The sequence below is a fragment of the Caldalkalibacillus salinus genome (genome assembly GCF_016745835.1).
Classification (GTDB): domain Bacteria; phylum Bacillota; class Bacilli; order Caldalkalibacillales; family JCM-10596; genus Caldalkalibacillus_A; species Caldalkalibacillus_A salinus.
Genome location: NZ_JAERVL010000004.1, coordinates 311,015 through 337,721, shown reverse-complemented (window position 1 = coordinate 337,721; position 26,707 = coordinate 311,015). Strand labels below are relative to the sequence as shown.

Sequence of the window (26,707 nt, the reverse complement as noted above, 5' to 3'; positions counted from 1 at the left end):
TTTTTGTCTGATGGCGTTCATTTAATTGATTTGCTCATGGACCTTCTTAAGCTCAGACAAATGCTCCTCTGTAACTGGCTGTGAACCCAAATCTCCATGGAATACTTCACCATGACGTACGCCATGATAGTCTGACCCACCGGTGACTAATAGCTGACGTTCCTGGGCCATCTTATGGTATTTCTTGACCTCCGCTTCTGAGTGATCGGGATGGTTTACTTCAATCCCTTTCAGACCGACTTTAACGAGATCATCTATGAGCTCATCCTGATCGTATAACCCGGGGTGAGCAAGCACAGGGACCCCACCATAACACAGAATCAGCTTCACACCTTCTTCTGGAGAAATACGAGGTGGGTTGATATACGCCTTGCCTTCCTTACCTAGATAGGTTTCAAACGCTTCCTCCATTGAAGAAACCACACCTTTTTCCATCAACACCTCAGCCATATGTGGGCGACCAATGTTGCCTCCCTGTTTTGTTTGCTTCTGCGCGACCTCATCCATAGTGATAGCGATGCCTAATTCTTGCATACGCGTGATCATCATACGATTCCTTTTACGCCTGACATCCCGTAGCTCTTCTACCTCTTCTACAAAGGCAGTAGATTGGTAATCGACGAAATAACCTAAGACGTGGATGTCTTGCCCTTTGGACAATGTGCTGATCTCTATACCAGGAATGACTTCAACACCAAAATCTGAGCCCGCTTGCATCGCTTCCTTGATCCCGTTGACCGTATCATGGTCCGTAATAGCGATGGCTTGCAGTCCCTTCTCTTTGGCTAAACGTACGTTTTCCTGAGGTTGATTAGTTCCGTCTGAAGCCGTTGTATGTGTATGCAAATCCACTCTGTTCATTCTAAATACCCCATCTCACTAAGAACTCTTTTCATCATATCGGGGCGATCCGTCATGATTCCATTGGCCCCTTTATCTATTAGTGTGCTCAGTTCTCGCTCCTGATTAACATCCGTGTAAAATACACTCATATTAAGTGTATGCGCGCCGTCAATGAGACGTTGCTCAGTCAGGTTAAAGATACTGTAGTTTTGCGGAATGATAAGTACATCACTCTGGGGCCGGTATACTCTGTTCAGGAATAATTTGTGCAAGGTGGCAAATCGGGTCACTTCCTGGGTCGAAGCGCCATAAGCAACCTGATCCCCTGCTATGGATCGTAAACTTTCCATCACCCCGTTTGACGCAGAGTATAGTACAACCTTGTTATGCATGTTATAACGGTCTATGAGCTCAACTAATTTTTCTTCCACCATCGTCGGCGACTCGTCTTCATCTTCGGACTCAATGTCCTGAATTTCTATGATCATACGCATGTCGCTAAATTCTTTAAACACTTGTTCTACTGTGGGGATGACGATGCCCTGATTACGGTAGATATAGTTTCCCCTGATATCTTTAAATCTGTATGCCGCATCCAAACTTTGCAGCTCTTCTAAAGTTAGATTAGCGACTTTCCCTTCTCCATCTGTGGTTTCGTCAACCGTTTCATTATGAATGACGACCAGATGGCCATCTTTGCTCATTCTGACGTTGAAATGTATCATGTCCACACCCAAATTTTTAGACCTTTCAAAAGCCACTAGTGTATTTTCAGGTGCTAATGGTGACCCACCACCCCTATAAGAGATAATGAGCGGACGGTCATCCTGATTAAGCACAGGCTTATACGCACGTTCAGGTACCACGATGAGAAATAGAGCGAGATAAATGAGTGTAAATGTTAAAACAGCGAAGAGGAACCGTTTCCATGTGAATGTCTTCTTTTTTTTCTTGTTATATTTAGAATAAACGCTTGAGCGGCTTTTTAGTTGCATATCTCTATTTTGCTCCCTTGACAATCAATACGTATTTTAAAATCAGACCCATAGTTTTATTTCTATAGATTTACTTCTACCAATATCTAATGATACATGAGTTAGGCATAGACATCAAAGGTTAATCCTCTACCAAAATCCTTTTCACTTGCCTTTTTCGAACGGTAGAGGTGATTGATAGGGAGCGTATCGTACCTATTTTTTATATTTTTATAGACAGGCGCCTCAACTCTTTTTACGCCATAAAAAAAAGAGGGCCTATACCGTTGAGTAAGCAACCGCTGGTCTGGGGCAATGGGTGGAACATATCCCATATCCACACCTCCTGAAAAACAGATGTGATGCTTACTTTTAGTATATTCCCTCTATATGGCAAAGATGTTCGTCTTTTGGACGCTAATATTTGACTACTTTTGAGTTAACGTGTCGTAATCAGTCGCAATCATTAGCTGCCAAGGATGTTGTACCCTGCGTCTACGTGTAGGATTTCACCCGTTACGGCACTAGACAGATCACTAAATAGATATAAAGCAGACTTACCAACTTCTTCTTGCGTGATCGTACGGCGTAACGGTGCGCGTTCTTCTATGGTCTTTAGGATACTGTTAAAGTCTTTAATTCCTTTAGCCGCTAAAGTACGGATTGGCCCTGCTGATATGGCGTTAACACGGATGTTATCTTTACCTAGATCATGTGCAAGGTATCTCACGCTGGCATCAAGTGCCGCTTTGGCCACGCCCATGACGTTGTAATTCGGTACCACTCGCTCGCCTCCAAGGTAAGTCAAGGTCACGATACTACCGCCTTCAGACATGACTTCACGAGCAGCTTGGGAAACGGCTACTAGAGAGTAAGAGCTGATATCTTGTGCGAGATGATAGCCTTCTCTAGACGTATCGACGAAATCCCCTTCGAGTTCTTCCGTCTTTGCAAAGGCGATACAATGTGCCAGCCCATGAATGACACCAACAGACTCTTTGATCTGTTTAAACGTGTCTTGGATATCCTCATCCTTCGTCACGTCACAAGGGAAAAGTAACGAATCGTCACGCTCAAGTGTACTGGCAAGGTCTCTCACGTTTTTTTCTAGTCTTTCTCCTTGATATGTAAAAATTAATCGTGCACCAGATCGATGTAACGCTTGTGCAATCGCCCAGGCGATACTACGCTTGTTCGCCACGCCCATGACGACGTATGTTTTTCCTTCTAATAGTTGATTCATATATGAACCTCCTTCATCTCTAATACAAACTCTTAGTATCAGGTCATAAAAATCTTTTGATTTCCATTATATCTTATTTTATATAAAGTCGCTAGCCTTAGCGCTACATTTATATTATCATTCTTATTAGACGGTTCATTATTTAAACGTCATTTTGACTCTTATACATCAAAATGAACTGTTACCACCTTGATGATTTTCCATGCTTTTTTAACAATAAAAACACAATATATGTTAAATTGTTAAGGAACTGTCAAACAAGTTTCACTCATGTTTATATATAATTGTAAAAACGCACATTGTCGTTGTCATACACACATGTTGAATATAAAACTCTCACAAAAAGGTCAGGATATGATATGGAAAATGAAAAACCATTGTATCATCAGTTAGATATTGGATTATTATTTTTATCAGTTATACTTGCCGGTTTTAGTCTCGTCGCCGTTTATCAGGCAACGAGCGCTGGCAGTGGTTTAACTTACGTCTATCGTCAAATGATGTGGTACGGGATCGGTTATGGTATTGTGTTTGCTTCACTCTTTGTTGATTATAGACGCCTTAAAGATTTAGCTTATCCGCTCTACGGATTCGGTCTATTTTTATTAATTCTAGTCATGTCCCCTTTAGGAGTAGATAAAAAAGGGGCTCAAAGATGGATTGACGTCGGTTTTACAAACATTCAACCGTCAGAGTTTGTTAAGATTTTTATCATTATTATCATTGCTTATCTCCTGGCAAAATACCAAGAGCAACATGAAAAAAGTATAAGAGGAGATATGAATCAAGTCTTACGTGTCGGGGTATTGTCTATCATCCCCTTTGCATTCATCCTGAAACAACCCGATTTAGGAACATCTCTCGTCATCGTTGGTATCGTTGCGGTGATGTTATTGGTTGCAGGCATTGCTTGGCGCATATTAATCACGCTGATGTTGCTGGCTGTATCTATCATTGCAGGCATTGTCTTTTTATATTTCGTTAACTACGATTGGTTTAGTAAGATCATTCAAGGTCACCAGTTAGAGCGTATACACGGATGGTTAAACCCTGAGCTGTATGCTTCTGATATGAGTTACCAGCTCCTTCAGTCCCTTAATTCGATCGGTTCTGGTCAATTAATCGGTAAAACGCTAGATGAAAGTGTCTTTGTTACACCACAGTGGTCCCGTATACCGGAGAATCACACGGATTTCATATTCGCGGTCATCGGTGAGGAATTTGGTTTTATTGGGGCAAGTGTCCTACTATCTGTGTTCTTCCTCATGATCTATCGCATGGTACAGATTTCTCTGAGCTGTAATGATACGTTTGGCTCCTATCTCGTTGCTGGATGCATCGGTATGACTGTCTTTCAGGTTTTCCAAAACATCGGCATGAGTATTGGTATCATGCCCATTACTGGCTTAGCGTTACCGTTTATCAGTTACGGTGGCAGTGCCTTATTAACGAACATGATTGCCTTAGGTATTGTGCTCAACGTGGCCATGCGTACGAAAATTTATATGTTTGATTAAACGACGTAGGAGGGTGTTATGTACGATATCATAGGGGATATTCACGGCTGTTATGATGAATTATTACAATTACTAGAGCGGTTAGGCTATGAGGAGGATAACGGTGACTACCGCCATCCTGAAGGGCGGATACTCGTTTTTGTAGGTGATCTTACGGATCGCGGCCCTAAATCGCTCTATACACTCAAGCTTGTCACGCGTTTAGTAGCGAAAAAACTCGCTTTATACGTACCAGGCAATCACTGTGATAAGCTATACCGCTTATTTCTAGGTCGCAATGTCCAAGTTACTCACGGATTGGAAACAACCGTAGCAGAGCTCAGCAAGGTATCAGCCCATACGAAGGATGAGATCAAGAAAGCCTTCATCGCCCTCGTTGAAAAGGCGCCTTACCACCTTATCCTAGATAACGGGAGGCTTGTCGTTAGTCATGCCGGTATTCGAGAAAAATATATTGGGCAATCGCATAAAAAAGTAAAAACGTTCTGTCTCTATGGCGACATAACGGGGGAAAAGGATCAGGATGGCTTCCCCATCCGAAGGGATTGGGCACAAGTGTATACGGGGGAAGCATGGATTGTCTATGGTCATACACCTGTCAAGCAACCACGTTTCGTCAATCGTACCGTGAATATCGATACGGGATGTGTATTTGGGGGAAAGCTGTCCGCACTCAGTTACCCTGAATTGACTATCGAGCAGGTACCCTCATCCATGCCTTATATTGCTGAAAAGTTTCGCTTAGACGAGTCGACCTAGGTCATGGGGTAAGGGAGCCTCAAAAGCCATGTGTTCTCCAGTGTGAGGGTGCTGAAAGGACGTGTAGTAAGCGTGTAACGCTTGTCTACCTATAAGTGATTGAGTTCCTCCGTACAAGTCATCACCTAATAAGGGATGGCCTATATATGCAAAATGCACCCGTATTTGATGGGTACGTCCAGTTTTTAATTGTACCTTGACCCACGTATAGCCCGCCGCTTCATTGTACTGTCGTACCTCATATTCTGTTCTCGCATATTGTCCTTCTGCATTGACCTCTCTTTCTATTAAGGAATCTTTTGCCCTTGCAATAGGCGCTTCAATCACACCCGTCTCTTGATTAAGGCAACCGTGAACAAAGGCATCATAGCGCCGAACTAACGTTTTGTCTTTCTGCTGTTGTGAGAGCTGTTGATGGCTGTAACGGTTCTGAGCGATGAGGACAATACCTGACGTATCTCTATCTAATCGATTGACGGCATGAAACGTACGTTGCCACCCTTTCTTTTTCCAGTGATACATAACCGCGTTAGCCAGCGTACCACTGCTCTGATTATACGTTGGGTGCACACAAAGCCCTGGCGGTTTGTTAATGAGCAGGACAAAATCATCCTCATAGATAATATCAAGCGGGATATTTTCGGGTGTGAGGTACGTGCTTTCTTCTTCTATAGGATAAGTCACCACCACGGTGTCCCCTTCTTTTACTGGCGCTCGTACAGTGACTTCTTCTCCATTCACTTCTAACTTACCCGCGTGCTTGATTTGGCTTAAGGAACGCCGAGAAATCTGTTGAAAATGTAAAAGGAACTCCCTTAAGAGTCCCTCCTCCCCTTTATTCACTTGAAAGGTGAGTTGATGTGCTTTAGGTTTCATCGATGAACGACTCCTTCACCCTTTTCCAGAACGGAAAACGCTGATACCGTGCAAAGCGCACTTTTTCTCGTGCCACTTTGAATAAAATCTCTTTCACTTCATTGTCCATAAAAGTAAGATGGTCGATTGAAATCTGATAGCTGCGATCATTGACAGGCGATAGCTTACACGTATGATGTGCAGGGAAAACAAGCGGGGAACCAATCGTTCTATACACGCGATTATTAATAGACGCCATCTCCGTCATTTGAATGGCAGGCAGGGATGGATGTAATAGGGCCCCACCGAGACTTTTATTATAAGCGGTACTCCCTGACGGTGTCGCCACACACAAACCGTCTCCACGAAAGGTCTCAAAGTGTTCGTCATTAATCTCAACATCGACCACAAGTGACCCTTCTACCGTTTTCACAGTACATTCATTCAATGACAAATAACGTTGAGTATCCTGTGTTTTATGCTCAATGGTCACTTCCAGAAGTGGATAGTCAACCGTCTCGAGTTCTTGGCTAGTGATATAGTACACGAGTCGCTCCACCTCTTGTGGTCGCCAATCGGCATAAAAACCTAAATGGCCTGTATGCACACCAACGAAAGCCGTCTCGTTCAGTCGATGAACGTACTGATGAAAGGCGTTAAGCAGCGTCCCATCCCCTCCGACTGTAATGACAATATCGGGTGTATCAGCCTCATAAATGAAGTCATGATTAAGCAGTTTCTGCTTCATGAGTGCCGATAATTGATCTGAAGTTTGGTCCCCACGCGAAAGTACAAAAAATTTCATTCGTTTTCACCCGCAAATTTTATTTGTTTTTCTCACTACGCTTGGCAAAGACTTTCTGGGCTTCCTGGATTTCGTCCTTAATCTTAGACATTTCTTCATCCAGTAGAAAAGCAGCCTCTGCCGAACGCTGCAAACGTTTCTGAATGGGCGTTGGAATCTCGCCGCCATACTTATAGTTTAGAGAGTGTTCAATGGTCGCCCAAAAGTTCATGCTCAGTGTTCTAATCTGAATTTCGACTAAGATATTTTTTGGCCCTGATACGGTTTGAATGGGGTACTCTATAACAAAGTGGTAACTACGATATCCGCTTTCTTTTTGTTCTCTTACGTAGTCTTTCTCACCGAGTATATTCAAATCATTGCGCTGTTTAATAAGCTGGACCACAGCGTAGATGTCATCCACAAACTGACACATGATGCGTATACCAGCAATATCTTTCATACGATCGATGCTGTCTTCTACCGGGATGTTTTTTCTTGCTGCCTTCTGAATAATGCTCCGGACCGGCTTTACTCTCCCCATGACAAACTCGATAGGGGAATGTATGCCCATTTCATCATATTCTTGTTTTATGCCTTTGAACTTGATTTTTAGTTCCTCAACTGCCTGATGAAATGGTGCAAGCTTGGCCCTCCATTCTGATTCTGTCCAGTGCGACGCCGTCATTATGTCCCTCCTATCTTACGTTTTCAAGGGTTGTTGCGAAGTAATCCTCTACGATATCTGCCATATCTTCTCCATAGTTGGCGTTATCTTTCATATTCTCTATAAGCTCTAAGCATTCACGTCTAAAATCTTTTAACAAGAAAGATTGATGGGCCTCGCCATTGTCCGTCAATGATGTAACCAAAACGATATCTTGATCCTTTGCTAGTGCTTCATCAATCTGTTTCCACAATTTGAGGGGAAAACGTATGTATTCCCAACCACTTGGTGTATCGACGACGTAGATGAGGTGTTTCTGATCTGAATCTACAAGAACACGACTGGTTGGCGTCCACTCCTCTGGGGACTGAAGCTGCCCGTAAACAGACGTTTCAAAATAGCATACTTTCATAAATGCGTTTTTATCTTCCATTTTGTCTATGATAAAATGTAGTTGACTCATGGTAACCCTCCTCGAGAATATTGTAGCAAAAAAAAGACTTTAATCCCATTCTTGACCTTACGGCGTTGTTTCATGAGATGGTCTCCAAAAAAATGACAACAACTCCATGGGACATTATACTTCTTTTCTCCTTCATCTGAAAAGGGGAAAGTATCATGGGGTTACGAAAGGCGGTTTGACGATGGATGAACATAAGCAGACACTATATGAACGCTTCGGAGGACATACCGTATTAGAGAAAATTGTAGACGATTTTTATAACCGGGTCGCCCAACACTCCGACTTGTCCCCTATCTTTCCCGATGATCTAACAGAAACGAAGGAAAAACAACTGGCCTTCCTTACTCAGTATTTTGGTGGAGAACCCTTATACGTCCAAAAATATCAAAGGCATCCGATGTTACGTGCCCGACACATGCCCTTTCCGATCACACCGACTCGGGCAAAAGCGTGGTTGGGATGTATGACAGCAGCAATTGAAGGGGCAGGTATTGAAGAAGACATCAAGCATGAGATGTTATCTCGTCTGACATTCACAGCTCAGCACATGATCAACACGCCTGATGAGAACCCAGACACTGACAGGCCCAGCGAAGAATAATATCATGACAGGCCCTATGACGAGTAAAATAAATCCGTTCATTGTCGTCTCTTTCATAGCGTCTTCTTAACAAAACGGTGTGGATCTCTTTCATAGCGTCTTCTTAACGGAACGGTTGTTACTATTTTAAGGAACATACATAAGAGGAGAAAACGGATGAATACATTACAAAAGTCAATTATGACCGTGATTTGTGTTGGGATTGTGATCGGTGTGTATGAATATATGCACCAATCTAGTCTAGCGAGTTTTCATGAGCCCCAACAGCATACAGACACTGTTGTAACAGAAACCAGTATATATAACGTAACAGAAAGATCAGCACAAGAGCTCCCTCAATCTCTAAATAAGGAAGAAATGGCAGCATGGCAGGCTCAGATGTCGGAACGTCTAGGATCTAAAAACGTACCGGACCGTTATGTACAAGCCTTCCCCATGTTAAAAGATGTGCAAGATGAAGCCATTTATACGCCTATTAATAGCGAAATAGAACTGATCAATCACTCTTTGATACGCAATGTCATAGGACATATTGGAAACAAGCAAATGGAGCGTGAGACCTTCCCTTTACATGTTGAAGGCGCGCTTGTGACAACAGACGCACAACTTTATGTTCTTGCTTCGACAAAAGAGGAGCAGGACGTTCATCCCTCTGGACAGCTTTCGAAGGAGCCAACCGGCGGTTTACCCTACTCAATTTCCCATGCGGGAGGTTTCCTGGGTCGGGGGAGTTTTGATGAAGTGATCACAAAAGATAATTCTATGTTTTTATTTTATGGGGACTATATGCCTCATAAGACTGTACGGGTTATCGATCAATTTAATCCATTCATCAAGGATGCAACCTTAAGTATCAATGGAAATGACATGCCCATCACGTTACCCAAAAGTCTTGGTGTAACGTACGCCATAGATCATACAGTAAGACTTTCCGAATTTCATGAGCTGACTTTCGATCAAGTGATACAGTATCCAACCTACGCTGCGTGGACCTTAACGTTTGATTCCGAGGTAAAAGGGGACGCGTTAGTCCAACTAGACGGGGTATTGAAAGTGGCACGTCCATACGGTGCTCAAGAGATACCATTCCATTCGACCTCATCAATCGCACGCTTTGACGATAGGATTGTGGTGTTTACAGAACCTTTAGATTTAGAGGAGCAAACGCATAGCTTGAGCTTCAGTCACAGCATGGTAGCTGTTCAACATGGTCATCAAGTATCTATCCCCTTAGACGAGGCCAATAACGGGAAGGAACGCCTGAACTACCTCGGTCACACTTTTATTCAAAAAAATTTCACAGTAGATAATGGCTCGTATCATGTGGCTTTTGAGGTCCGCGATGATTTTCATCAACGACCATCACTACCGAAGTATGTCTTTGACCAAGCCACAATTAATAAAGGTCAGCCGCATGCCACAAATGATGCTGAAACTGAAGTCGTTCAGGGATGGTCTATTTATGAAAATAAAGGCAAAGAAGGTATCCAAGACGCACGCAACGCTGAACGTTTAGACATCGACATGACTTTTTTAGGTCCGCAAGATCCCGGACCTTCATTTTATCTTCATATCCCCCATTTTATCGTTCTTTATGATGATACACTGGTTGAAAATGAAAATATGGCGTTAACAAGGACTGAGCAATACTACGAAGGACATTAGATACACATTTTAAATGCTTTAACCGATGAAGATAAATGGATCACCACTCATTAAAGTTTTATATTGAACTAAAGGGTGCTTTAAAGGGTGCTTATGCTGAATAAGACATTAAAAAGGAACGCTCTGAGTTTTTACACTCGGAGCGTTTTTCAATGCACATTATAATGCGTTTGACCTTGCCAACTTGGTTCGTATAATTAATGTTATATAGCCTCTTAACCTCTTAATCTCTCTTGAAGGTCCTGACACGTGCTTTCAGGAATAGAGATTGTAACCCCTGCTACACGCGTCCCTAGTTTCACAGCTTCGGCTAACGTCTCTCCCTTGACTAGAGCAGAGACCGTTCCAGCGAAGAAAGAATCACCTGCGCCCGTTGCATCTACAACCTCGACGCGCTGTGGTGAAAGGGGGCCGTGCTCTCCAGTTAATGCGTCATAAAAGTAGCATCCTCTCTCACCTAAGGTAATCACCACTTGTTTCAATCCTTTTTGAATAAAAAATTCAGCGGCCGTCTTGGCGTCTTCCATCGTATCCGGTACTATACCACTTAATTTCTCCGTTTCTATTTCATTTAAGATGAAACATTGGATATGTTCTAGTAAATCCATACGCTTGTATAGCACATCTAGATTGCCAGGTATCCCGTATATTGGCGTTTGATGTTGGACGGCTTTTTGCACGTAAGTTTCAGCAATCTTCTCATTTAAGTCTATTTCTAACGCGATGGCTTTGGACTTTTGAACAATGTCATCCACTTGTTTGAGCAATGCCCCTTCCATTTCATCTAATGACGGCATTTGAGATATAGAGCCTGCTAAATCACCTTTATCATCTAATATGGCCATATACATGCCCATCCCGTTTTCCGTTTGGATGGTATAAGTGGTGTCTACCTGGTGGTGCTCTAAACGCTGCAGAACTTCAGTAGACAAACCGGTTAAATCCGCCGTGGATACAAACGCCGTTTGCACGTCTAACTGAGCCATGGTTTCTGCAATGTTTCTGCCGACACCCCCATGAAAAAACGCCACGTTCCCAATATTTCGACCTTGAGGGTGATAAGCTTGATGCGAAAAACCTTTCACATCGACAAATATAGTGCCTATCACGGCCACATCATGCTTTTTCATACGCTAAACGCCTTCTTTCATTTCATACTTTTAGGACACGTCTACTTGCAAAGTGTAGCTATAAGTCCTTTTATCACGGTAGCATTTTTCAACCACAAGTATTAATTATCTAATGAATTATTTGGTATTTAAGACAAATAAAAAACCATTCAAGTATACTTGAACACCCGTCGTTAAGTATACTCGAATGGCCCCTTTTTGTTAAGCCACAGGGTTATTTGTCTAAGACAAGCGCTTCAAATTCATCTAGCGTTTGTTCAAACACCTGTAACGCTTGGCGAACGGGGTCAGGGGATGTCATATCAACCCCTGCCTGTTTAAGTAAGTCAATCGGATACTTGGAGCTACCACCTTTTAGGAATTGAAGATAACGGTCGACCGCCGGTTGCCCCTGTTCTAGGATCTGCTTACTCAGTGCAGTCGCTGCAGAAAATCCTGTCGCATACTTATACACGTAGAAGTTATAGTAGAAATGCGGAATTCTTGCCCATTCTAAGGCAATATCCTCATCCACTTTCATATCCGGGCCAAAATATTTAACATTAAGGTCATAATATAATTCACTTAGAGAATCAGGGGTTAGAGCTTCTCCTCGCTCTACCTTCTCATGAATGATTTTCTCAAACTCAGCAAACATCGCCTGTCTGAACACTGTACCTCTAAAGCTATCAAGATAGTGGTTCAGTATATACATTTTGCGCTTTTTATCTTCCGTTGTTTTTAGAAGATGGTCCGTTAATAGTGCTTCGTTAAGTGTGGAAGCCACTTCAGCGACAAAGATCGTATAGTTGGAGTAAACGAACGGCTGTTCACGTCTAGAGTAATAGCTATGAAGGGAGTGCCCCATCTCATGGGTTAATGTATACACATTATCTAAATTATCCTGGTAATTAAGCAGGATGTAAGGTGGTGTGCCGTACGTACCGCTAGAGTATGCCCCACTACGCTTTCCTTCATTTTCGTATACATCAATCCATCCCGACTCATACCCCTTATTGACGATGTCACGATATTCCTCTCCGAGAGGAGTCAATGAAGAAAGAACGAGGTCTTTGGCCTCTTCAAAGCTATATTTCATGTTGACCTCTTGCACCAGTGGCACATAGATATCGTACATATGATGTTCGTCTAGTTCGAGCACTTTTTTACGTAAGGCCACATAACGATGAAAGACAGGAAGATACTCGTGAATCGCTTGTATGAGCTGTTCATATACTTTAGAGGGGACGTTATCTTTTTGTACGGAAGCCTCTAAAGCAGAAGGATAACGGCGTACGCGACTGTAAAAGATGTTTTTCTTCACTGAAGCGTTGAGCGTGGCCGCTAGGGTATTTTTCTGCTTCTTGTATGTGTCATACATCGCTTCAAATGCATCCTGTCTCACACGACGGCTGTTATTTTCCATGAAGTGTACGTATCTACCGTGCGTGAGCTCTTGTTCTTCTCCGTTTTCATCCTTAATACGAGGAAACTTCATATCGGCATTGTTGATCATGGAAAAGATATTACTCGGCGCTGAAGTCACTTCTCCAGCCCGAGCGATAATAGACTCCTCACTGGCAGACAGGACGTGTTCGCGTTGACGATTAATTTCGTCTAATGCGTGTCGGTATAACGTCAGGTCTTCATTCTCCTGAAGAAATTGTGTGATTGTGTCTTCTTCAATCGATAAAATCTCTGGCACAACGAACGACAATGCGTTTTGGATATCGTTTGCTAAACTGCTTGCCCGATCGTTGTAGGCAACGTACTTCGCATTTGTACTATCCTCATCCTTCTTAAGGTGAGCATAAACGTAAACCTTAAGGAGTTTCATATTCACTTGATCTTGTAACCGCAGTCCTTTTAATAGAGACTCTGCTGAATCTCCTAGTGTGCCTTGGAGCGCTTGACACTGTGTTATGTACGCTTTTACCTCTTGGAAGGCTTTCTCCCATTCATCATCCGACTCAAATATTGGGGTGAGATCCCACATGTACTTCGGATCCATTTCTGAACGTTTAGGAATACGTTTGGCTTCTGTCATACAAAGACCTCCTGTCTTCAACCAATGATTGTCTCCCTTCACAGAGGGTGAACGGAAAAATCTAGGTTTATATTATCCTCTTTGTAAAGAAATTCAATAAAGAAAGAAAAAGGACGAACGAAGCGATCGTTCTTCCTTTTTAGTTAATCGTGTCTAAGAATAATCTGACAACGTCAGCGCCGCCAAGGAATGTCCCTAATGTACTGCCGATGTTTGTCAGAACAATGATAATGAGTATGCGCGTCGCTTTGTTATTCCACAAGCCTTTGGCACTTTGAACATCCGTTGAGAGGTTTTCAAAATCTGCCACATTCGGCCGACGTAGAAATGTTTGGACAAGCCCTGCAAACCATCCGGCTGCCATTAACGGATTTAGTGAACTTAATGGGGCCACGATAAACGCAGTTAGTACGGTAAGCGGATGGGCAAAAGCCGCTGCCGCCCCGATAGCGGAGAACGAGCCATTCCATAAAATCCAACTCACGGTTTGTTGCATCCCTGTTGTTGGGTTGGAATAAAACGTGTAGCCGATCATGCTTAAAATAATAAGTGGGATCATCCAAGCGATCATTTTCGGCGCCTTTGATTTTGGTGGGCGCTCATTTAGTTTTTTTAAGTCTTGCTCTTTCTTAATCTCTTCGGTTATCCCGGGGACGTGAGCGGCGCCTAAGACTGCCACCACTTTTTTACCTGGTGCATCTTTGATTTTCTGGGCTAAATATTGATCGCGTTCATCAATCAGAGGCTCTTTTAACCTCGGGAAAGACTCCGTAAACTCTTTTAACGTGGCATTCAACATATCCTGCGTCTTCAATTTTTCTAGTTCTTGTTCAGTAATCTCTTCCTTGCTGAAAATGCTAGAGACGATCATCATCAAGACTTGGGCTTTTCCTAAAAAACCGAGTCTGTGCCAAATGCGGGCGAAAGTAATCTGAATGTTTCTATCCGCTAACACCAGTTGGGCATTATTCTCCTTGGCTGACTCGACCCCTTGGATCATATCTTGCCCCGGCTTAATGCCATGTTGTTCAGCAATGCGATTTTGAAAGGAAGATACAAGTAAATTCATCAATAAGAGCGTGGCTTTCTTTTCTTTGATGACTTTAAATATATCCATGTCTTTCCATTTGTTTTTGTTGGTGATCGATTGGTATCGCTGCTCATCTAACTCGACACATACCGAATCAGGTTGCTCTGTTTCAATGACTTCTTTTACTTCTTCGGCACTTTGTCTTGATACGTGTGCCGTCCCTATTAAGATGTATTCTTTATCGTTTAAATGTATGCGTGTAATATTTTCAGACATCAATCTCTTCCTTTATCTTTGGCCTATTGTGTGGTTCAAAAATGAAACCGTTACTAGCATTATACATGAATGCAACGTTTTCGTATAAGTTTTTTCACCTTTCTGTCATGATTTTTTTATTATTTCTGGAGAATGGACTTAGCAATTGACTAAAAAATGCGTCACCTAGTAAAAAAAAGCCGCAATATATACTGCGGCTTCGTACGTCATTTTACATTTGGGCTATCCACGCGTCTATTTTATCCATATTAACATCTTACTCTTCAACTACAGGCCAGTGATTTTCCCATCCTAAGGTTCGGATCTGCATACGGATGATACCGTTTGCTTCCCCATCATAATAATGATGAATCAGGTAATCCTTACCGTACGTTTGCAGGATATCCTGTCCACCCGGTCCAACTTGGTTACCTTCGGACTGTAGGACAATGGTTCCACCGCCTATTTCAAGGGGCACACCATTTTGGTCAACGTAAGGACCTGTCACACTTTCTGATCTTCCCACCGCGATTTTATAGGTGCTGTCGAGCCCTGCACAGCATCGATCCCATGAGGTGAAAAGGTAATAATATTGTCCTTTTTTAATAATTGTTGGCGCTTCTACTGGATTATGAGGGACGCCTGGACGATTTGCTAATGTGTAAATGTCTCCTGTTGTGTTGGTCATGCCATCCATTTTCTGTAACTTAATACCACTGAAGTGAGAACCAAAGACCATCCACCAGTCCCCTTCGGCACTGAAGACATGAGGGTCTATCGCGTTGTAATCTTCTCCTTCGGAGGTGAGCACAGGTCCATGGTCTACCCAGCTATCTAGGTCACCTGGTGTTGCTGTGCTAGCCACACCGATAGCGGATTGGTTTGTTCCGAAGGACGATGCCGCATAGTATAAATAAAACTTGTCGCCATTGCGCACCACTTGAGGCGCCCAGAGATGATTTGGTTCATAATCTAAGACCCATTCCGGCGCTGGGATTTCTCCAAGTGCCTCCCAAGGCCCTTCTAAAGTTCCTTCTGATTTGCGAACGTATATGCCGCCTGGGTCTTCAGGATTCCGTAGTAGCCCTGTTGAAAAAACATAATACGTATCCCCATCACGGATAAGGGCTGGGTCGTGGACTGGATCATCCACTTCATTGGGGACATAATCTCCAGTATCTCCATACATATTAAGTTTTCCTTCAGGGGGTTGTCCCTTTCCTTTGTTTTCGCTATGACTGTTATCGTTGGCCAAAGCCATCGTTGACAGCGAAATCCCAATAGCAAGAGCGACAATAATGCCAATACTTAAACTGTTGAATCCACTTCTTTTAGACATAAATCAATGACCTCCTTCAAATTTAATTATATTTGAATTGATATTGATACACTTGCCTTATCGCACCGCATCGGGTACGGGTTCACCAAAAATGGGGAATCCTTTGTCGTCCCATTCAATCAGTTGAGCTCGTGTGTGTCTATTGGGGTCATAGAGTGGATCGCCTTCAATCTCTTTGTAATTTCTCGCATGATAAACGAGAACATCGTGCTTACCATCCTCGCTCACGGTAAAACTATTGTGTCCAGGACCGTATTGGCCATTGTCTTCATTCGTTTTAAAGACAGGGCGATCAAGCTTGTGCCATGAAGCAGGATCGAGCAGATCAGCATCTTCATCTGCATAGAGCAATCCCATACAATAATTAAAGTCTGTTGCACTCCCTGAAAAGGTCATAAATATCTTGCCGTTTTTCTTAAGTACAGCCGCTCCTTCGTTAACATAGAACCCGATTTTTTCCCACTCATATTCGGGTGTTGAGATCATCACTTGTTTATTCTTAAGCGTCCAAGGGTTTTCCATTTCAGCTATGTAAAGATTGGAATTCCCTTCAATATCTGGATCTTTCTGCGCCCACACATAGTAAAGGGTCCCTTTGTGTTCAAATGTGGTCGCATCTAAACAGAATGTTTCCCATTGAGATTTAACTTGACCTTTTTCCACCCATGGTCCATCTAGTGGATTTGCGGCCGCACATTCTAGAGCATACATTCTGTGATCAAAGAGACCGTCCTTCGTCTCCGTTGTTCTAGCGGCTGCAAAATAGATATACCACTTGCCATCGATAAAGTGAATCTCCGGCGCCCATATGTTGGCACTTAAAGGCCCCGTCTCATACTTGCGCCAGACCGTTACTGGCTTGGCCTCTCTCAACCCTTCTATTGTTTTCGCTCTTCGTACTTCGATGCGATCATACTCTGGCACTGAACCCGTGAAATAGTAGTAACCGTCCTCATGCTTGTATACCCACGGATCAGCTCGTTGTTCGATGATAGGGTTGCGGTATTGTAATGTCGTGTTCATATAATCCTCTCCCTGTGCATTGATTAAATATGGTTTATACATGCTCTCTGACTCTTCACTTACTGACACTTTTCTTGCCCTATTTCATTTTTATCCTTTCACCCCACCAGACGTGAGACCTTCAATGAAAAAGCGCTGGAAGAACAAAAATAGGATAATAATTGGAATGATGCTTAACACCGAACCTGAAAATAGCACTTGATAATTATTACCGTAAGGAGTCAGCAACGTGGCTAACCCGACAGGTAATGTAAACATGTCGTTGGATCGTAGCACGAGTAAAGGCCATAAGAAGTTGTTCCAGCTTGTTAAGCCTTGTAGGATAGCCATAGCGGCAAAAGAAGGCAACATCAAAGGCGCCATGACCTTAAAAAATATGCCAAATTCTGTGCAACCGTCCACACGTGCCGCTTCCATTAACTCTTTGGGTAGACCCAGCGCATATTGCCGGAAAAAGAAAACAGCAATCGGTGCGACAATCAATGGCAGCATCACACCAAAGTAACTGTCAATCAGATTAAAAGACATCATCATTTGGAAAAGAGGAAGCATTAATATTTCAAATGGAATCATTAAAATTAACAGCACCGATACAAAGATCAATCGTTTCCCTTTGAAATCATACATGGCGAGCGCATAGCCGACCATGGATGAAAAAAACAGGGAAAGGATAATAAGTAGACCAGAAATAACTAAACTATTAAAATACCATTGCCAGTATTTAGACCCTTCTGACCCGAAGAGGGCCTCAAAGTTCTGAAAATCAAAGCTAGAATAGAACAGCTCACTCGTGAGCCCGTATCTCATCAAGTCCGACGCTGGACTTAATGAAGCCACAATTAATGAAATAACAGGGAAAAGGGCTATAAAGGCAACAATACTAAAAAGCGCGACAAAGAGTAGTGATATGAGCTTTTCTTTTGTCGTTTTTTTCTTATCCATTATGCATCACCCTTCTTGAATGCACCCGTTGCAAATAGTTGTATGACACTGACGACAAATATAACACCTAATAGAACGATCCCCACTGCTGCACCAAAGCCCATATCATTTCGTTGTATCCCTTCCTGATAGATATAACCGACCACGGTCAGACCGATGTTACCAGGGGAACTCGTTTCAAAGAATACGAAACTTTCTTCAAACATTCTAAAACCGTTGATCGTTGTAATCGTTGTGAGGAAAATGACGACCGGTTTAATCGCTGGAAAAGTGACATGTTTGAATTTTTGCCACGTATTCGCCCCGTCAATGTCCGCCGCTTCATAGAGGTCATGATTCACATTCTGAAGCGCAGCCAGGAAGTATAGGATATTCACCCCAATCCAACGCCATGAAGCTAAGGTAACCATGAGAAACATAGCTGACCACGCATTATAGCGCCATTCTACTGGATTAAGACCGATGAATTGAAGAAACTGGTTAGCCACAGAAGAATCAGAATCTCCAAAAATCATCCGGAAAATGGTCCCCGCAACGATAACAGATGTCAGCGCTGGGATAAAAATAGATGCCCTGAAAAAGTTTGTAAATTTCATTAGGCGATGATTGAGTACAATGGCGAATATTAAAGGCAGTACCGTTAGAATCACCACGGTTAGGATAACGTAAATTGTTGTATTCTGTAATGCCGTATAAAACGTCGGGTTAAAGACACGACTGTAATTGGCCATGCCAATATAATTCACTTGGCCGGGCAAAACCTGCTGAAAACTCATGTTCACGGCACTGATAAATGGATAGAGAAAGAGAATTAGAAAAGATAATATAAACGGTGAAACAAAAACGTAAGGTGCCAGCTTTTTGGAATACAGAAAACGGAATCGGTTTTGTTTCCCTTGGGATGTCTTTGTCCTTTTCTCAGTTGGAACTGAAGACTGCACAGCCTTACCTCCTCTGCAGAAATATACGTCCGAGGAAGGGGATTATACTGCCTTCCTCCGAACGCTATACGTATATGTTAATCAATGATTCGGCTTCTCACTGCTTCTGCCGCATCAGTTAAAGCTTCTTCCGGTGTTTTACTTTGTTCACGCAACACAGAGTGCATGACGGTTGAGTGAATCTCCTGCTGAGCGTCTGGCGTCTGTTCCGTAATGTTAATATCATTGATTTCATCACGAACCTCTAGGAGGATATCAAAAATATCATCATGGAAGTAGCGGTAAAAACGATTGTCCTCTCCCATGGCCTCAGAATCCCAAACGTCGTGACGAGGAGGATCGAACCCAAGGATTTCCCACAGTTTAATATTGCCTTCCTCCGTTAATTTGGCATAAGCGAGGAAGTCTTTAGCCAGTTCAGGGTCCTCAGACTGGTTCGTTACGACTGTGCCAGTCCCCCCCATTCCTGCTGAGCGGTTTCCGCCGTCCTCCCACATCGGTAACGGACGAATTTGCATTTTCCCTTCCAAGTCTTCCATGTAATCGAGGAAACGTCCCATATACCACATAGGCATCATGAGGGAAGCAGCGCCACCATCATTCATGAATCCATAATATTCTTCAGCGTGGTGAAATCCTCCTGGCGCGATGACAGCGATTTCATGTTCGTGTACAAGATCATGGATGAACTGAAGCGTGTCTACATTGACATCATTATCGAGGATCACATCGCCATTTTCATCAAAATAATCTGAACCGCGCTGACTGATGAGCGGCCAGAAAGAGAAGTGCTCGTCCGACTCGACTGTCGTCATAACCGCGTCTGTATTCTCGACTACCTGTTTGCCTGCTTCTATATAATCATCCCATGTTTTAATGGCATCAATGTCAACACCGGCTTCATTCATGATTTCTTCATTATAGAACATGACCGTGGCACCAACGTGGTAATCCATTCCGTAATACTGGCCGTCTTTGGCATAAATCTCGAACCTTGATGTGACCATTTGATCCAATTCAGGCTCTATCACATCATTTAGAGGCTCTAGTTGAACCTCACCCTGGAGATAATTAGCAAACTGGGAAATTTCAATGTCAGCTAAATCTGGAGCACCACTCCCTGATTGCAAGGATAGTAACAAGTTATTGTGCATTTGGTCAAATGGGTAGGTTTCTGCTACGAGCTTGATGGGACGCTCAGGAAATTCTTCATTCCATCGTATGACAGCGTCTTCAAAAAACTCTGAATGGAGTTCTTGGAAGTTCCAAAAAGTAAGCTCCGTCGCTCCTTCGATATCACCACCGACCACAAGTTGTTCATCTGCATCTCCACCACCCGTTTCAGTGCCACCACCACAAGCAGTAAGGACGAATGATACAATAACAAGTAAAAATAATAGCTTTTTCATACTTTTCCCTCCTAATTTCAAACTACATTAACTCTTCAAGACTTTTGCTACGGTAAACCTGTACGTACATGTTTTATCCGTTGGCGATTTAGCCTAAATTTAGAACTCTAACGCTTTAATATTGTACTATTTTGGATTCTAAAAACCGCCCACAGCACTGTCTTGATTGAGATTTTCCCTAAATAAGCGATACCATCTCTAAAACTTGTACGTATAAGATATGATTCAATTATAAGATAAGCATACCCTTCACGCAAGACCTTTGATCAAAAAATTAGAATATTTATAACCGTTATGCCATATTCGCTATATACCATACTTGTGCACTAGGCCCACATGTTTATATTGTCATTACCTTACGAGATTGTCTACTTTTTTTATAAAAGAGCCTCGTGCATGAGGGAGGTCACTTTAGCAAGGGGTAACGGCCGGCCGCTGTCATGTATTGAATAAAACGACAACTTTTGAAGCCAAGTTGTATGTACAAGTTCATGAGATAGGTATAGGTTGTTTAGACTCATGTTGTTAGAGCCACAATATGGAGGAAGGAGTGATAAGATGGGTTGGTATAACAAGCTAAACGACTATTTTCCAAAAGAAGAAATGAAGAAAAAAGCGCAATTAGAAGATCTCATCCATCAAAATCCGCATTATAAAAAAGCAGAAGAAGACGATTATATCGTTTTATACGCTGAATTTAATTCTTTTGTATTCGTCGATTACGTTCTAGTGGATCAAAAAGCGAGAGGGAAAGGCGTTGGAGGACATATACTAGAACAATTAAAAGCCAAACAAAAGGTCATTGTTTTAGAGGTTGAGCCCGTAGACGAAGACGACCCCGATACAATCAAACGTGAACGCTTTTACTTATCTAACGGTTTCACACGAGCAAAAAATATTCGTTATTACAGAGATATAGGAGAAACAGCGCCAGAGCTTAATCTTATGGAAGTGTATTACTGGAGCCCCCGGGATCAAGTCAGTGAGGACACCATACGCGAGTATCTCATCGAGGTATATGAAGATATTCATCACTTTCAGTATAGCGAATACTTCGATAGACAGAAACCTTCTGCTAAGGAGCTCGTCCAATATGAAGATCAAGACCACGAGCGTTAGCCCTGAAAGCATAATCATCTTTTAGCGTTATCTTTATATGTAGAAGTGTTAGAGATGTAACAGTGGGGCTACTCAATCCTTACCAGCGATCAGGAGCAGCCCCTTATTTGAATGCTGAATGCCACTCGTAGATGTTATATAAACTAGGCTTCAACACCTAGTAAGTCTTTCATTTTGTTCGGACGGTATCCTACAATAGCATTGTCGTCGACTTTAGTTACCGGTGTTGTGAAAATCCCTTCATCATGTAGTTCATCGAAGTAGTCCGGATTTTCACTCACATTTTTCTCTTCAAAATCTTCAATGCCCCATTCTCTCAAATCATTTTTAATCCTTTCACAGTAAGAACATCCACGGCTTGTATAAACAGTTACTTTCATCATCATCCCTCCAACGTAATTTATAACTATTATTATTTAATATCTAATATAATATATCGCCGAATCTGATACAAGTATTATGCTCAATTGGCGAATCTACTTTTATAGCTTAAAATATAAATAGCAAGGAGGTCTTAAAGAATGGACGATCAAAAGTGGATTGATAAGATGCTAGCCCCTCAACTTAGAGCAGGTTGGCAGTCAAGGGCTGTTTGCTTTTTCTATGATGGTGTGTATTTGCTCCTGCTCATGTTAGGGATGACGTTTTTGACCACAATTTGGATGCTTATCATTGTTGAACCTCCTTATACGATGGATCCACTGGAGATTCGTCGGTATCTTGTCGACCATCATCCACACTTACTCATGGTTGATCATGCTCTGAAGGTTAGCGCCTTTGTACTATATTTTTTTATGTTTCCACTAATAGGACATGATTACCGTACCCTAGGCATGGTGACATTCGGTTTATCCTTTATGAACGAAAAAGGGCAACGTATTACGCGCAGACAATATCTTGTACGTGAGACGTGCAAATGGCTCATGTTTCCGGGATGCTACCAGGTGCTTAAAAAAGATAAGCGCGCGTTACATGACAAATGGGCCGGTACATACATGGTCCTAAATTAGGCGTAGCTAGACTCCCTCTTTTCAAGCAGGTATACGATAGGCTACAATAATAGTAACGCTTACAAAACGTCGTTGAGGAGTGGAATGATGGATTTCTTCGTTGACTTAGGATTGTTTGCCGTCATCATTGTGGTCTTGACCGCATTCTTAGGTGTGCTAGCGACAAAGATTGCTGAATCTTTTAATCGTAAAAAGAGAGATGTGGCTTTTCAACAGAACGATAGGACAAAGCAAGGTTGGAAGCGTGTCAGTCGACCGCCCAACTAAGCTTAAAATCGTGTTACACGCAAAAAGGTATACCCTCTCAGTGAGGCATACCTTTTTTGCTTTACACGAGTGCTTTAAAGTAAGCTTTAATCGTTGCTAACGCGTTCTCTGTAATGAGTTCTCTGCCGTACTCTTCTAACCGATGTGTCGTGACGTGACAACGCTCTCCGTATTCAAGTATTAAACTCTCCACCCAGTCCTTACCTCTTACTAAACGGCTTTCCGGAAAGTACACCACTAAGTAATAATAGCTGTGATACTGAAAAAGTTTACTATTGAAAAACGGCTGCGGTAACCGATGCGCCAGTTGAATGACATTTTCAATATCTCTAAATTTGTAGACTGAAGAGTGAAGGGTTGGACTTTTCTGGCCCGTTTGTTGTTCCGTTACATACGAACGATTTTCAATTTGGGACGAATACATATCGTGGTTCATCATCTGATTGCCCCTCCCTGTTTATTTATATGGTAGGATATGACTGAATGGGACAATTCGTCACCTTTCCCATTCAACTTCCATTTCCGCACAGTCCAAATTACCGGGTTCGTTTTGAATTTGTTCTTAGTATTCTTTATACCCTAAATTGTGGTTTCTCAATCAATTTTTTTCAAAAAGGATGGAAAATATATTTTAAAAAATAAAGGCTGATTCCCGCGTTAGCGGAAACCAAGCCTCTTTGTCACTCTGTGTTTGTTTCTTGCTTTTCTTGATCATCTTGTTGATTTTTTTCTTCCTCTAGTTGCTGTTTCTGTTCTTCCTCAGCTTTTCTTTTTTCCTCTTCAGCCTTTCTTTTTTCCTCTTCAGCTTTTCTCTGTTCTTCCTCTTCTAAAGCTTTTTGCTCAGCCTCTTCAAACCGTTTGCTTTCTCTCTCTTCAAGCTCAGGCACTGGACCGAGTGGTAAGTAATTGACCCCTTCCGTGTATCGATTATTCGCATTCCACAGAAGAAACTCCCAGATGCCAGCTTCGTTAAGAGCCTTGATTTGCGCTTCAACTTCTGGCACTCCGTATTGAAGGTAATTTCCTCTTCCTAACCATGAAGCTGTAAAATCCTGCAACCAAGGTCTAGAGGTAGGCGGTTCTTCAAGTTCATACAATTTTCGATTTTCCATCTTGGCGTACTCTTGGACTAATCGATAAGGCTCAAGGTCTGGTTTGGCTATACCAAAGTAAGGTGTCCAGTGACTTGGGTATATCATAGAGGAGATGACATCGACATGTTCGCTAATTTTAGAAAAGTTCTGACCAATGCCAGGCGCTTCAGATAGCGTCGCGGAATAGCCGAAGATATCAACAGAGACATCGACCCCATAGGGTTCTAGTTCTTGCTTAGCATAAGCAACAAAATCTGTTACAGCTTGAACTCTCGCCTGCACCATATCTTCAGTCACTTCACCGTTCTCATCTGTAATCTCACCAGGATGATAATCACCCATGCTATAATTTAAACTCCGGTCACGTTTTTCAAATCCTTCAGGAAAGCGTACGTAATCAAATTGTATTTCTTTAAAGCCAGCTTCAGCTGCTAGTTTAGCGTACTGTAAATTGTAATCCCAAACTTCTTGGAGAAAAGGGTTAATGAAGGATTCATCCCTGCTATTCCTCCAAACGTTGCCACTTCCATCAGTGTAGGACCATTCCGGTTTTTCTTTTGCAATGACACTATCTTTGAAAACCACAATCCGTGCAATAGGGTAAACTTCGTGTTCTTCTAAAGTTTGCATCACGTCGTGAATATCTTTTATGTACCGTTTACTATAAGGATATAAAGGCTCCTCTTCGTCTTCCGGGCGAAAGGTCAAGTGACCCCAGTCATCCTTGATATCAATGACCATGGCGTTTAATGTTGTTTGATCCATTAAAGCTAGCAGGTCTTCAAATCTTTGTCCACCTGCAGAATGTCCCGTGACATATACCCCTCGTACAGCATCAGGGTATGAAAATTCATATGGGGGTTCAAATCCTAACTCGTTGTCTTCACCAATGTCTTCCTGTGTGTCTGGTTCTTCTTCCTCTGTTTCTTCAACACCTTCACCACCGAGCCCATCATTCTCGTCTGCGTTCTCACCCTCTAAGTTATCTTCATGTTCCTCCTTTTCATCTGAGGCCTCCTGGTCCACCTCTGTGGCACCGCTTACACACCCCGATAAAGCCAATGTCATACCTAAGAGTAAACATAATACGATCCACCATAGCGATTTTTTCATCCTTGTTGCTCCTCTCAGTTGTTCAAATCTGCTTTCTCTCTATTATAGAAGCAAATTTGAACCTGTTAAAGCTTAGTTTTAATATTTTTAAAAAAGATGTCGTTATATTTAACGACACCTCGTCTATTTTGTATTCAATGTATTCTCATTAAACAGCCTTTATGATATCAAATACCTTACTTTAGTCGAGTCATTCAGTTGAATCATACGTACAAACTATGGTTTTGTGCGGATCTATTTACTTTACATCCTTTCTCAATTCTCTGACCACGTGTCCAAGTTCTGGCAGGATAATTTTTTCCATGGCGAGCTTCACCGCTCCCGATGATCCAGGCGTACAGAAAATCGCTTTGCCCTTAACTGTGCCAGCAACAGCCCGACTCAGAATAGCAGCTGATCCAATGTCCTCTATATAACTAAGGTAACGAAAAATCTCACCGAAGCCGGGGATCTCTTTTACTATCATTGACTTTACGGTCTCAACAGTCGTATCACGCTCTGCAATCCCTGTCCCGCCATTCAATAAAATCACATCCACAGATGAATCAGCCAAACCCTGTTGAATATGTTGCTGAATAAGCGATGGCTCATCCTGCACAATATGATATAGAACAGGTTCATGACCTTGTTGGTTGAGCAGATCCATCATTATCTTGCCACTTTTATCCGTTTCCTCAGTCCTCGTGTCGGACACGGTGATTACCATACAACCGACCCGCTGCGGCGCTTCCGCTTTGTGTTGGTCTGTACTCATACTCATTCAGATAGTGCTCCTTCTGATTGACTCTCTTGTTCCACACGATATTGATAAAAACGCGATGCAAATTCGCCGACTTGCTTGGAAAACTGAGCGTTAAGCGTGGCACCCACTAAGACGCCAACGACAGAAACCCCTTTCTTAGACGCTTTTTTCAGGCTATATAGACTCATGGCCTTAATCCATTGTTTGGCAATTGTCTCTAGCCATTCCGACTGTATGACCGTTTCGTGTTCGGTGACATACAGGGGGTATTCTTCTCCTTTATGATATTCAGAGACCATCCACTCCCAAGCATCTTCATGATATGCTTTAGACAATGTTCCAGCATGTAAAACTTTAAGCGCGAGCACCTGTTCAGGTGGGGAAGTCAGAGAATATCCGTACGCATTAGCTACAGCTTGGATCATTTTCAGATTAATGGTCAACAACGCTGGTAAATCTAATGCCAGGCCAACGGGATTACCTGTCCCCGCTACGCCACCTTCTACAAGTGAGTAGAGCACGTAACGTGATTTCATTTTTTCTTCTATGTATTGTCTTTGTGACAGTTTTAATCGTCTTAACTCTTCGATCTGTGTCATCTCCTCGTCATACAGGCGGGCCTCAAGCAGTATCTTTTTTTCCGTTTCCACTAAGCGATGGTGTTTATGACAGAACTGCGATAGCATCAGTACGAGCTGATCCAATACTTCTACAGCCATCACTTTATATTCATCAGGTAGCTTCTGCATCCACTCTGAGAAACGCTGGTCTGCTTCTTCAATGCTTTTCGTCCATTGTACATCCTGTTGATCAAGTAACTGTAGTAAATCGTTTTTCACTACAAACACCTCCTATGAGGAATCTCATTGTGCTAAATTATACCATACCCGTACAAG

Annotated in this window: 27 protein-coding genes; 7 read left to right on the top strand and 20 right to left on the bottom strand. The window is 42.5% G+C overall.

Annotation, left to right across the window (positions count from 1 at the left end):
* Positions 1-21 precede the first annotated feature (21 nt).
* The 3 genes from JKM87_RS05345 to fabI form a co-directional block, all read right to left on the bottom strand.
* Positions 22-861: a PHP domain-containing protein gene (locus JKM87_RS05345; protein ID WP_202078716.1), complete on the bottom strand. Its 840-nt coding sequence runs from the start codon at positions 859-861 to the stop codon at positions 22-24.
* On the bottom strand, positions 858-1,838 hold the full coding sequence (locus tag JKM87_RS05340; RefSeq protein ID WP_202078714.1) for a glycerophosphodiester phosphodiesterase family protein: 981 nt from the start codon (positions 1,836-1,838) through the stop codon (positions 858-860). The genes JKM87_RS05345 and JKM87_RS05340 overlap by 4 nt, the downstream gene beginning before the upstream one ends.
* Positions 1,839-2,283: 445 nt before the next feature.
* Positions 2,284-3,060 (bottom strand): enoyl-ACP reductase FabI, encoded by a 777-nt coding sequence (fabI, locus tag JKM87_RS05335; protein ID WP_202078712.1) that lies wholly within the window; start codon positions 3,058-3,060, stop codon positions 2,284-2,286.
* 359 nt (positions 3,061-3,419) lie between these two features.
* Between fabI and rodA the strand changes: the two genes are divergently transcribed.
* Positions 3,420-4,577: a rod shape-determining protein RodA gene (gene rodA / locus JKM87_RS05330; RefSeq protein WP_202078709.1), complete on the top strand. Its 1,158-nt coding sequence runs from the start codon at positions 3,420-3,422 to the stop codon at positions 4,575-4,577.
* An 18-nt stretch (positions 4,578-4,595) separates the two neighbouring features.
* Positions 4,596-5,336 carry a bis(5'-nucleosyl)-tetraphosphatase PrpE gene (gene prpE / locus JKM87_RS05325; protein WP_202078707.1) on the top strand — a complete coding sequence of 247 codons (741 nt, stop codon included), beginning with the start codon at positions 4,596-4,598 and terminating at the stop codon, positions 5,334-5,336.
* On the opposite strand, the gene JKM87_RS05320 is transcribed toward prpE, so the two are convergent.
* The 4 genes from JKM87_RS05320 to JKM87_RS05305 are packed head-to-tail and all read right to left on the bottom strand — an operon-like array spanning position 5,319 to position 8,105.
* On the bottom strand, positions 5,319-6,212 hold the full coding sequence (locus JKM87_RS05320) for an RluA family pseudouridine synthase (RefSeq protein WP_202078705.1): 894 nt from the start codon (positions 6,210-6,212) through the stop codon (positions 5,319-5,321). The genes prpE and JKM87_RS05320 overlap by 18 nt on opposite strands.
* A complete protein-coding gene (locus JKM87_RS05315; RefSeq protein WP_202078703.1) occupies positions 6,202-6,996 on the bottom strand; it encodes an NAD kinase in 795 nt (264 codons plus the stop codon). The genes JKM87_RS05320 and JKM87_RS05315 overlap by 11 nt, the downstream gene beginning before the upstream one ends.
* 19 nt (positions 6,997-7,015) lie before the next feature.
* On the bottom strand, positions 7,016-7,663 hold the full coding sequence (gene yjbM, locus JKM87_RS05310) for a GTP diphosphokinase (RefSeq protein ID WP_202078701.1): 648 nt from the start codon (positions 7,661-7,663) through the stop codon (positions 7,016-7,018).
* Positions 7,664-7,673: 10 nt separating this feature from the next.
* On the bottom strand, positions 7,674-8,105 hold the full coding sequence (locus JKM87_RS05305) for a UPF0738 family protein (RefSeq protein WP_202078700.1): 432 nt from the start codon (positions 8,103-8,105) through the stop codon (positions 7,674-7,676).
* A 181-nt stretch (positions 8,106-8,286) separates the two neighbouring features.
* Here JKM87_RS05305 and JKM87_RS05300 point away from each other — a divergent pair, with 181 nt between their 5' ends.
* Together JKM87_RS05300 and JKM87_RS05295 are read left to right on the top strand one after the other, a co-directional pair.
* The gene (locus tag JKM87_RS05300) at positions 8,287-8,706 is read left to right on the top strand and encodes a globin domain-containing protein (RefSeq protein WP_202078698.1); all 420 of its coding nucleotides are present in this window, start codon (positions 8,287-8,289) and stop codon (positions 8,704-8,706) included.
* A gap of 156 nt (positions 8,707-8,862) precedes the next feature.
* Positions 8,863-10,371 (top strand): hypothetical protein, encoded by a 1,509-nt coding sequence (locus tag JKM87_RS05295; RefSeq protein WP_202078696.1) that lies wholly within the window; start codon positions 8,863-8,865, stop codon positions 10,369-10,371.
* A 215-nt stretch (positions 10,372-10,586) separates the two neighbouring features.
* Here JKM87_RS05295 and JKM87_RS05290 read toward each other — a convergent pair whose 3' ends face one another.
* The 8 genes from JKM87_RS05290 to JKM87_RS05255 all read right to left on the bottom strand — a co-directional run bounded on the left by JKM87_RS05290 (position 10,587) and on the right by JKM87_RS05255 (position 20,466).
* Positions 10,587-11,501, bottom strand: a complete 915-nt coding sequence (locus JKM87_RS05290; protein WP_202078695.1) for a carbohydrate kinase family protein — start codon at positions 11,499-11,501, stop codon at positions 10,587-10,589.
* A gap of 214 nt (positions 11,502-11,715) precedes the next feature.
* Positions 11,716-13,527 (bottom strand): oligoendopeptidase F, encoded by a 1,812-nt coding sequence (gene pepF / locus JKM87_RS05285; protein ID WP_202078693.1) that lies wholly within the window; start codon positions 13,525-13,527, stop codon positions 11,716-11,718.
* A 139-nt stretch (positions 13,528-13,666) separates the two neighbouring features.
* Positions 13,667-14,836, bottom strand: coding sequence for a TraB/GumN family protein (locus JKM87_RS05280; protein WP_202078691.1), 1,170 nt, complete (start codon positions 14,834-14,836; stop codon positions 13,667-13,669).
* 253 nt (positions 14,837-15,089) lie between these two features.
* Positions 15,090-16,151, bottom strand: coding sequence for an arabinan endo-1,5-alpha-L-arabinosidase (locus tag JKM87_RS05275; RefSeq protein ID WP_202078689.1), 1,062 nt, complete (start codon positions 16,149-16,151; stop codon positions 15,090-15,092).
* 57 nt (positions 16,152-16,208) lie between these two features.
* Positions 16,209-17,174, bottom strand: a complete 966-nt coding sequence (locus JKM87_RS05270; RefSeq protein WP_202078687.1) for a glycoside hydrolase family 43 protein — start codon at positions 17,172-17,174, stop codon at positions 16,209-16,211.
* A gap of 90 nt (positions 17,175-17,264) precedes the next feature.
* The gene (locus JKM87_RS05265) at positions 17,265-18,116 is read right to left on the bottom strand and encodes a carbohydrate ABC transporter permease (RefSeq protein WP_202078686.1); all 852 of its coding nucleotides are present in this window, start codon (positions 18,114-18,116) and stop codon (positions 17,265-17,267) included.
* Positions 18,116-19,057 carry an ABC transporter permease subunit gene (locus tag JKM87_RS05260; RefSeq protein ID WP_202078684.1) on the bottom strand — a complete coding sequence of 314 codons (942 nt, stop codon included), beginning with the start codon at positions 19,055-19,057 and terminating at the stop codon, positions 18,116-18,118. The genes JKM87_RS05265 and JKM87_RS05260 overlap by 1 nt, the downstream gene beginning before the upstream one ends.
* A 77-nt stretch (positions 19,058-19,134) precedes the next feature.
* Positions 19,135-20,466, bottom strand: a complete 1,332-nt coding sequence (locus JKM87_RS05255; RefSeq protein ID WP_202078682.1) for an ABC transporter substrate-binding protein — start codon at positions 20,464-20,466, stop codon at positions 19,135-19,137.
* A gap of 558 nt (positions 20,467-21,024) precedes the next feature.
* On the opposite strand from JKM87_RS05255, the gene JKM87_RS05250 reads away from it, so the two are divergent.
* A complete protein-coding gene (locus JKM87_RS05250; protein ID WP_202078680.1) occupies positions 21,025-21,585 on the top strand; it encodes a GNAT family N-acetyltransferase in 561 nt (186 codons plus the stop codon).
* A 143-nt stretch (positions 21,586-21,728) separates the two neighbouring features.
* On the opposite strand, the gene JKM87_RS05245 is transcribed toward JKM87_RS05250, so the two are convergent.
* Positions 21,729-21,965 (bottom strand): glutaredoxin family protein, encoded by a 237-nt coding sequence (locus JKM87_RS05245; RefSeq protein ID WP_236838599.1) that lies wholly within the window; start codon positions 21,963-21,965, stop codon positions 21,729-21,731.
* A 141-nt stretch (positions 21,966-22,106) separates the two neighbouring features.
* On the opposite strand from JKM87_RS05245, the gene JKM87_RS05240 reads away from it, so the two are divergent.
* Both JKM87_RS05240 and JKM87_RS05235 read left to right on the top strand, forming a co-directional pair.
* Positions 22,107-22,595 (top strand): RDD family protein, encoded by a 489-nt coding sequence (locus JKM87_RS05240; RefSeq protein WP_202078676.1) that lies wholly within the window; start codon positions 22,107-22,109, stop codon positions 22,593-22,595.
* An 87-nt stretch (positions 22,596-22,682) separates the two neighbouring features.
* Positions 22,683-22,862 carry a hypothetical protein gene (locus tag JKM87_RS05235; protein ID WP_202078674.1) on the top strand — a complete coding sequence of 60 codons (180 nt, stop codon included), beginning with the start codon at positions 22,683-22,685 and terminating at the stop codon, positions 22,860-22,862.
* A 61-nt stretch (positions 22,863-22,923) separates the two neighbouring features.
* Here the strand turns inward: JKM87_RS05235 and JKM87_RS05230 are convergent, their stop codons facing one another.
* From JKM87_RS05230 to JKM87_RS05215, 4 genes are all read right to left on the bottom strand, one after another.
* Positions 22,924-23,301 (bottom strand): adaptor protein MecA, encoded by a 378-nt coding sequence (locus JKM87_RS05230; protein ID WP_202078672.1) that lies wholly within the window; start codon positions 23,299-23,301, stop codon positions 22,924-22,926.
* Positions 23,302-23,542: 241 nt separating this feature from the next.
* Entirely contained in the window at positions 23,543-25,069 is a 1,527-nt protein-coding gene (locus JKM87_RS05225; RefSeq protein WP_236838598.1) for a putative glycoside hydrolase, read from the bottom strand.
* A 238-nt stretch (positions 25,070-25,307) separates the two neighbouring features.
* Positions 25,308-25,823 carry a MogA/MoaB family molybdenum cofactor biosynthesis protein gene (locus JKM87_RS05220; protein WP_202078921.1) on the bottom strand — a complete coding sequence of 172 codons (516 nt, stop codon included), beginning with the start codon at positions 25,821-25,823 and terminating at the stop codon, positions 25,308-25,310.
* A 2-nt stretch (positions 25,824-25,825) separates the two neighbouring features.
* On the bottom strand, positions 25,826-26,650 hold the full coding sequence (locus JKM87_RS05215) for an EcsC family protein (protein WP_202078669.1): 825 nt from the start codon (positions 26,648-26,650) through the stop codon (positions 25,826-25,828).
* Positions 26,651-26,707: the final 57 nt, after the last annotated feature.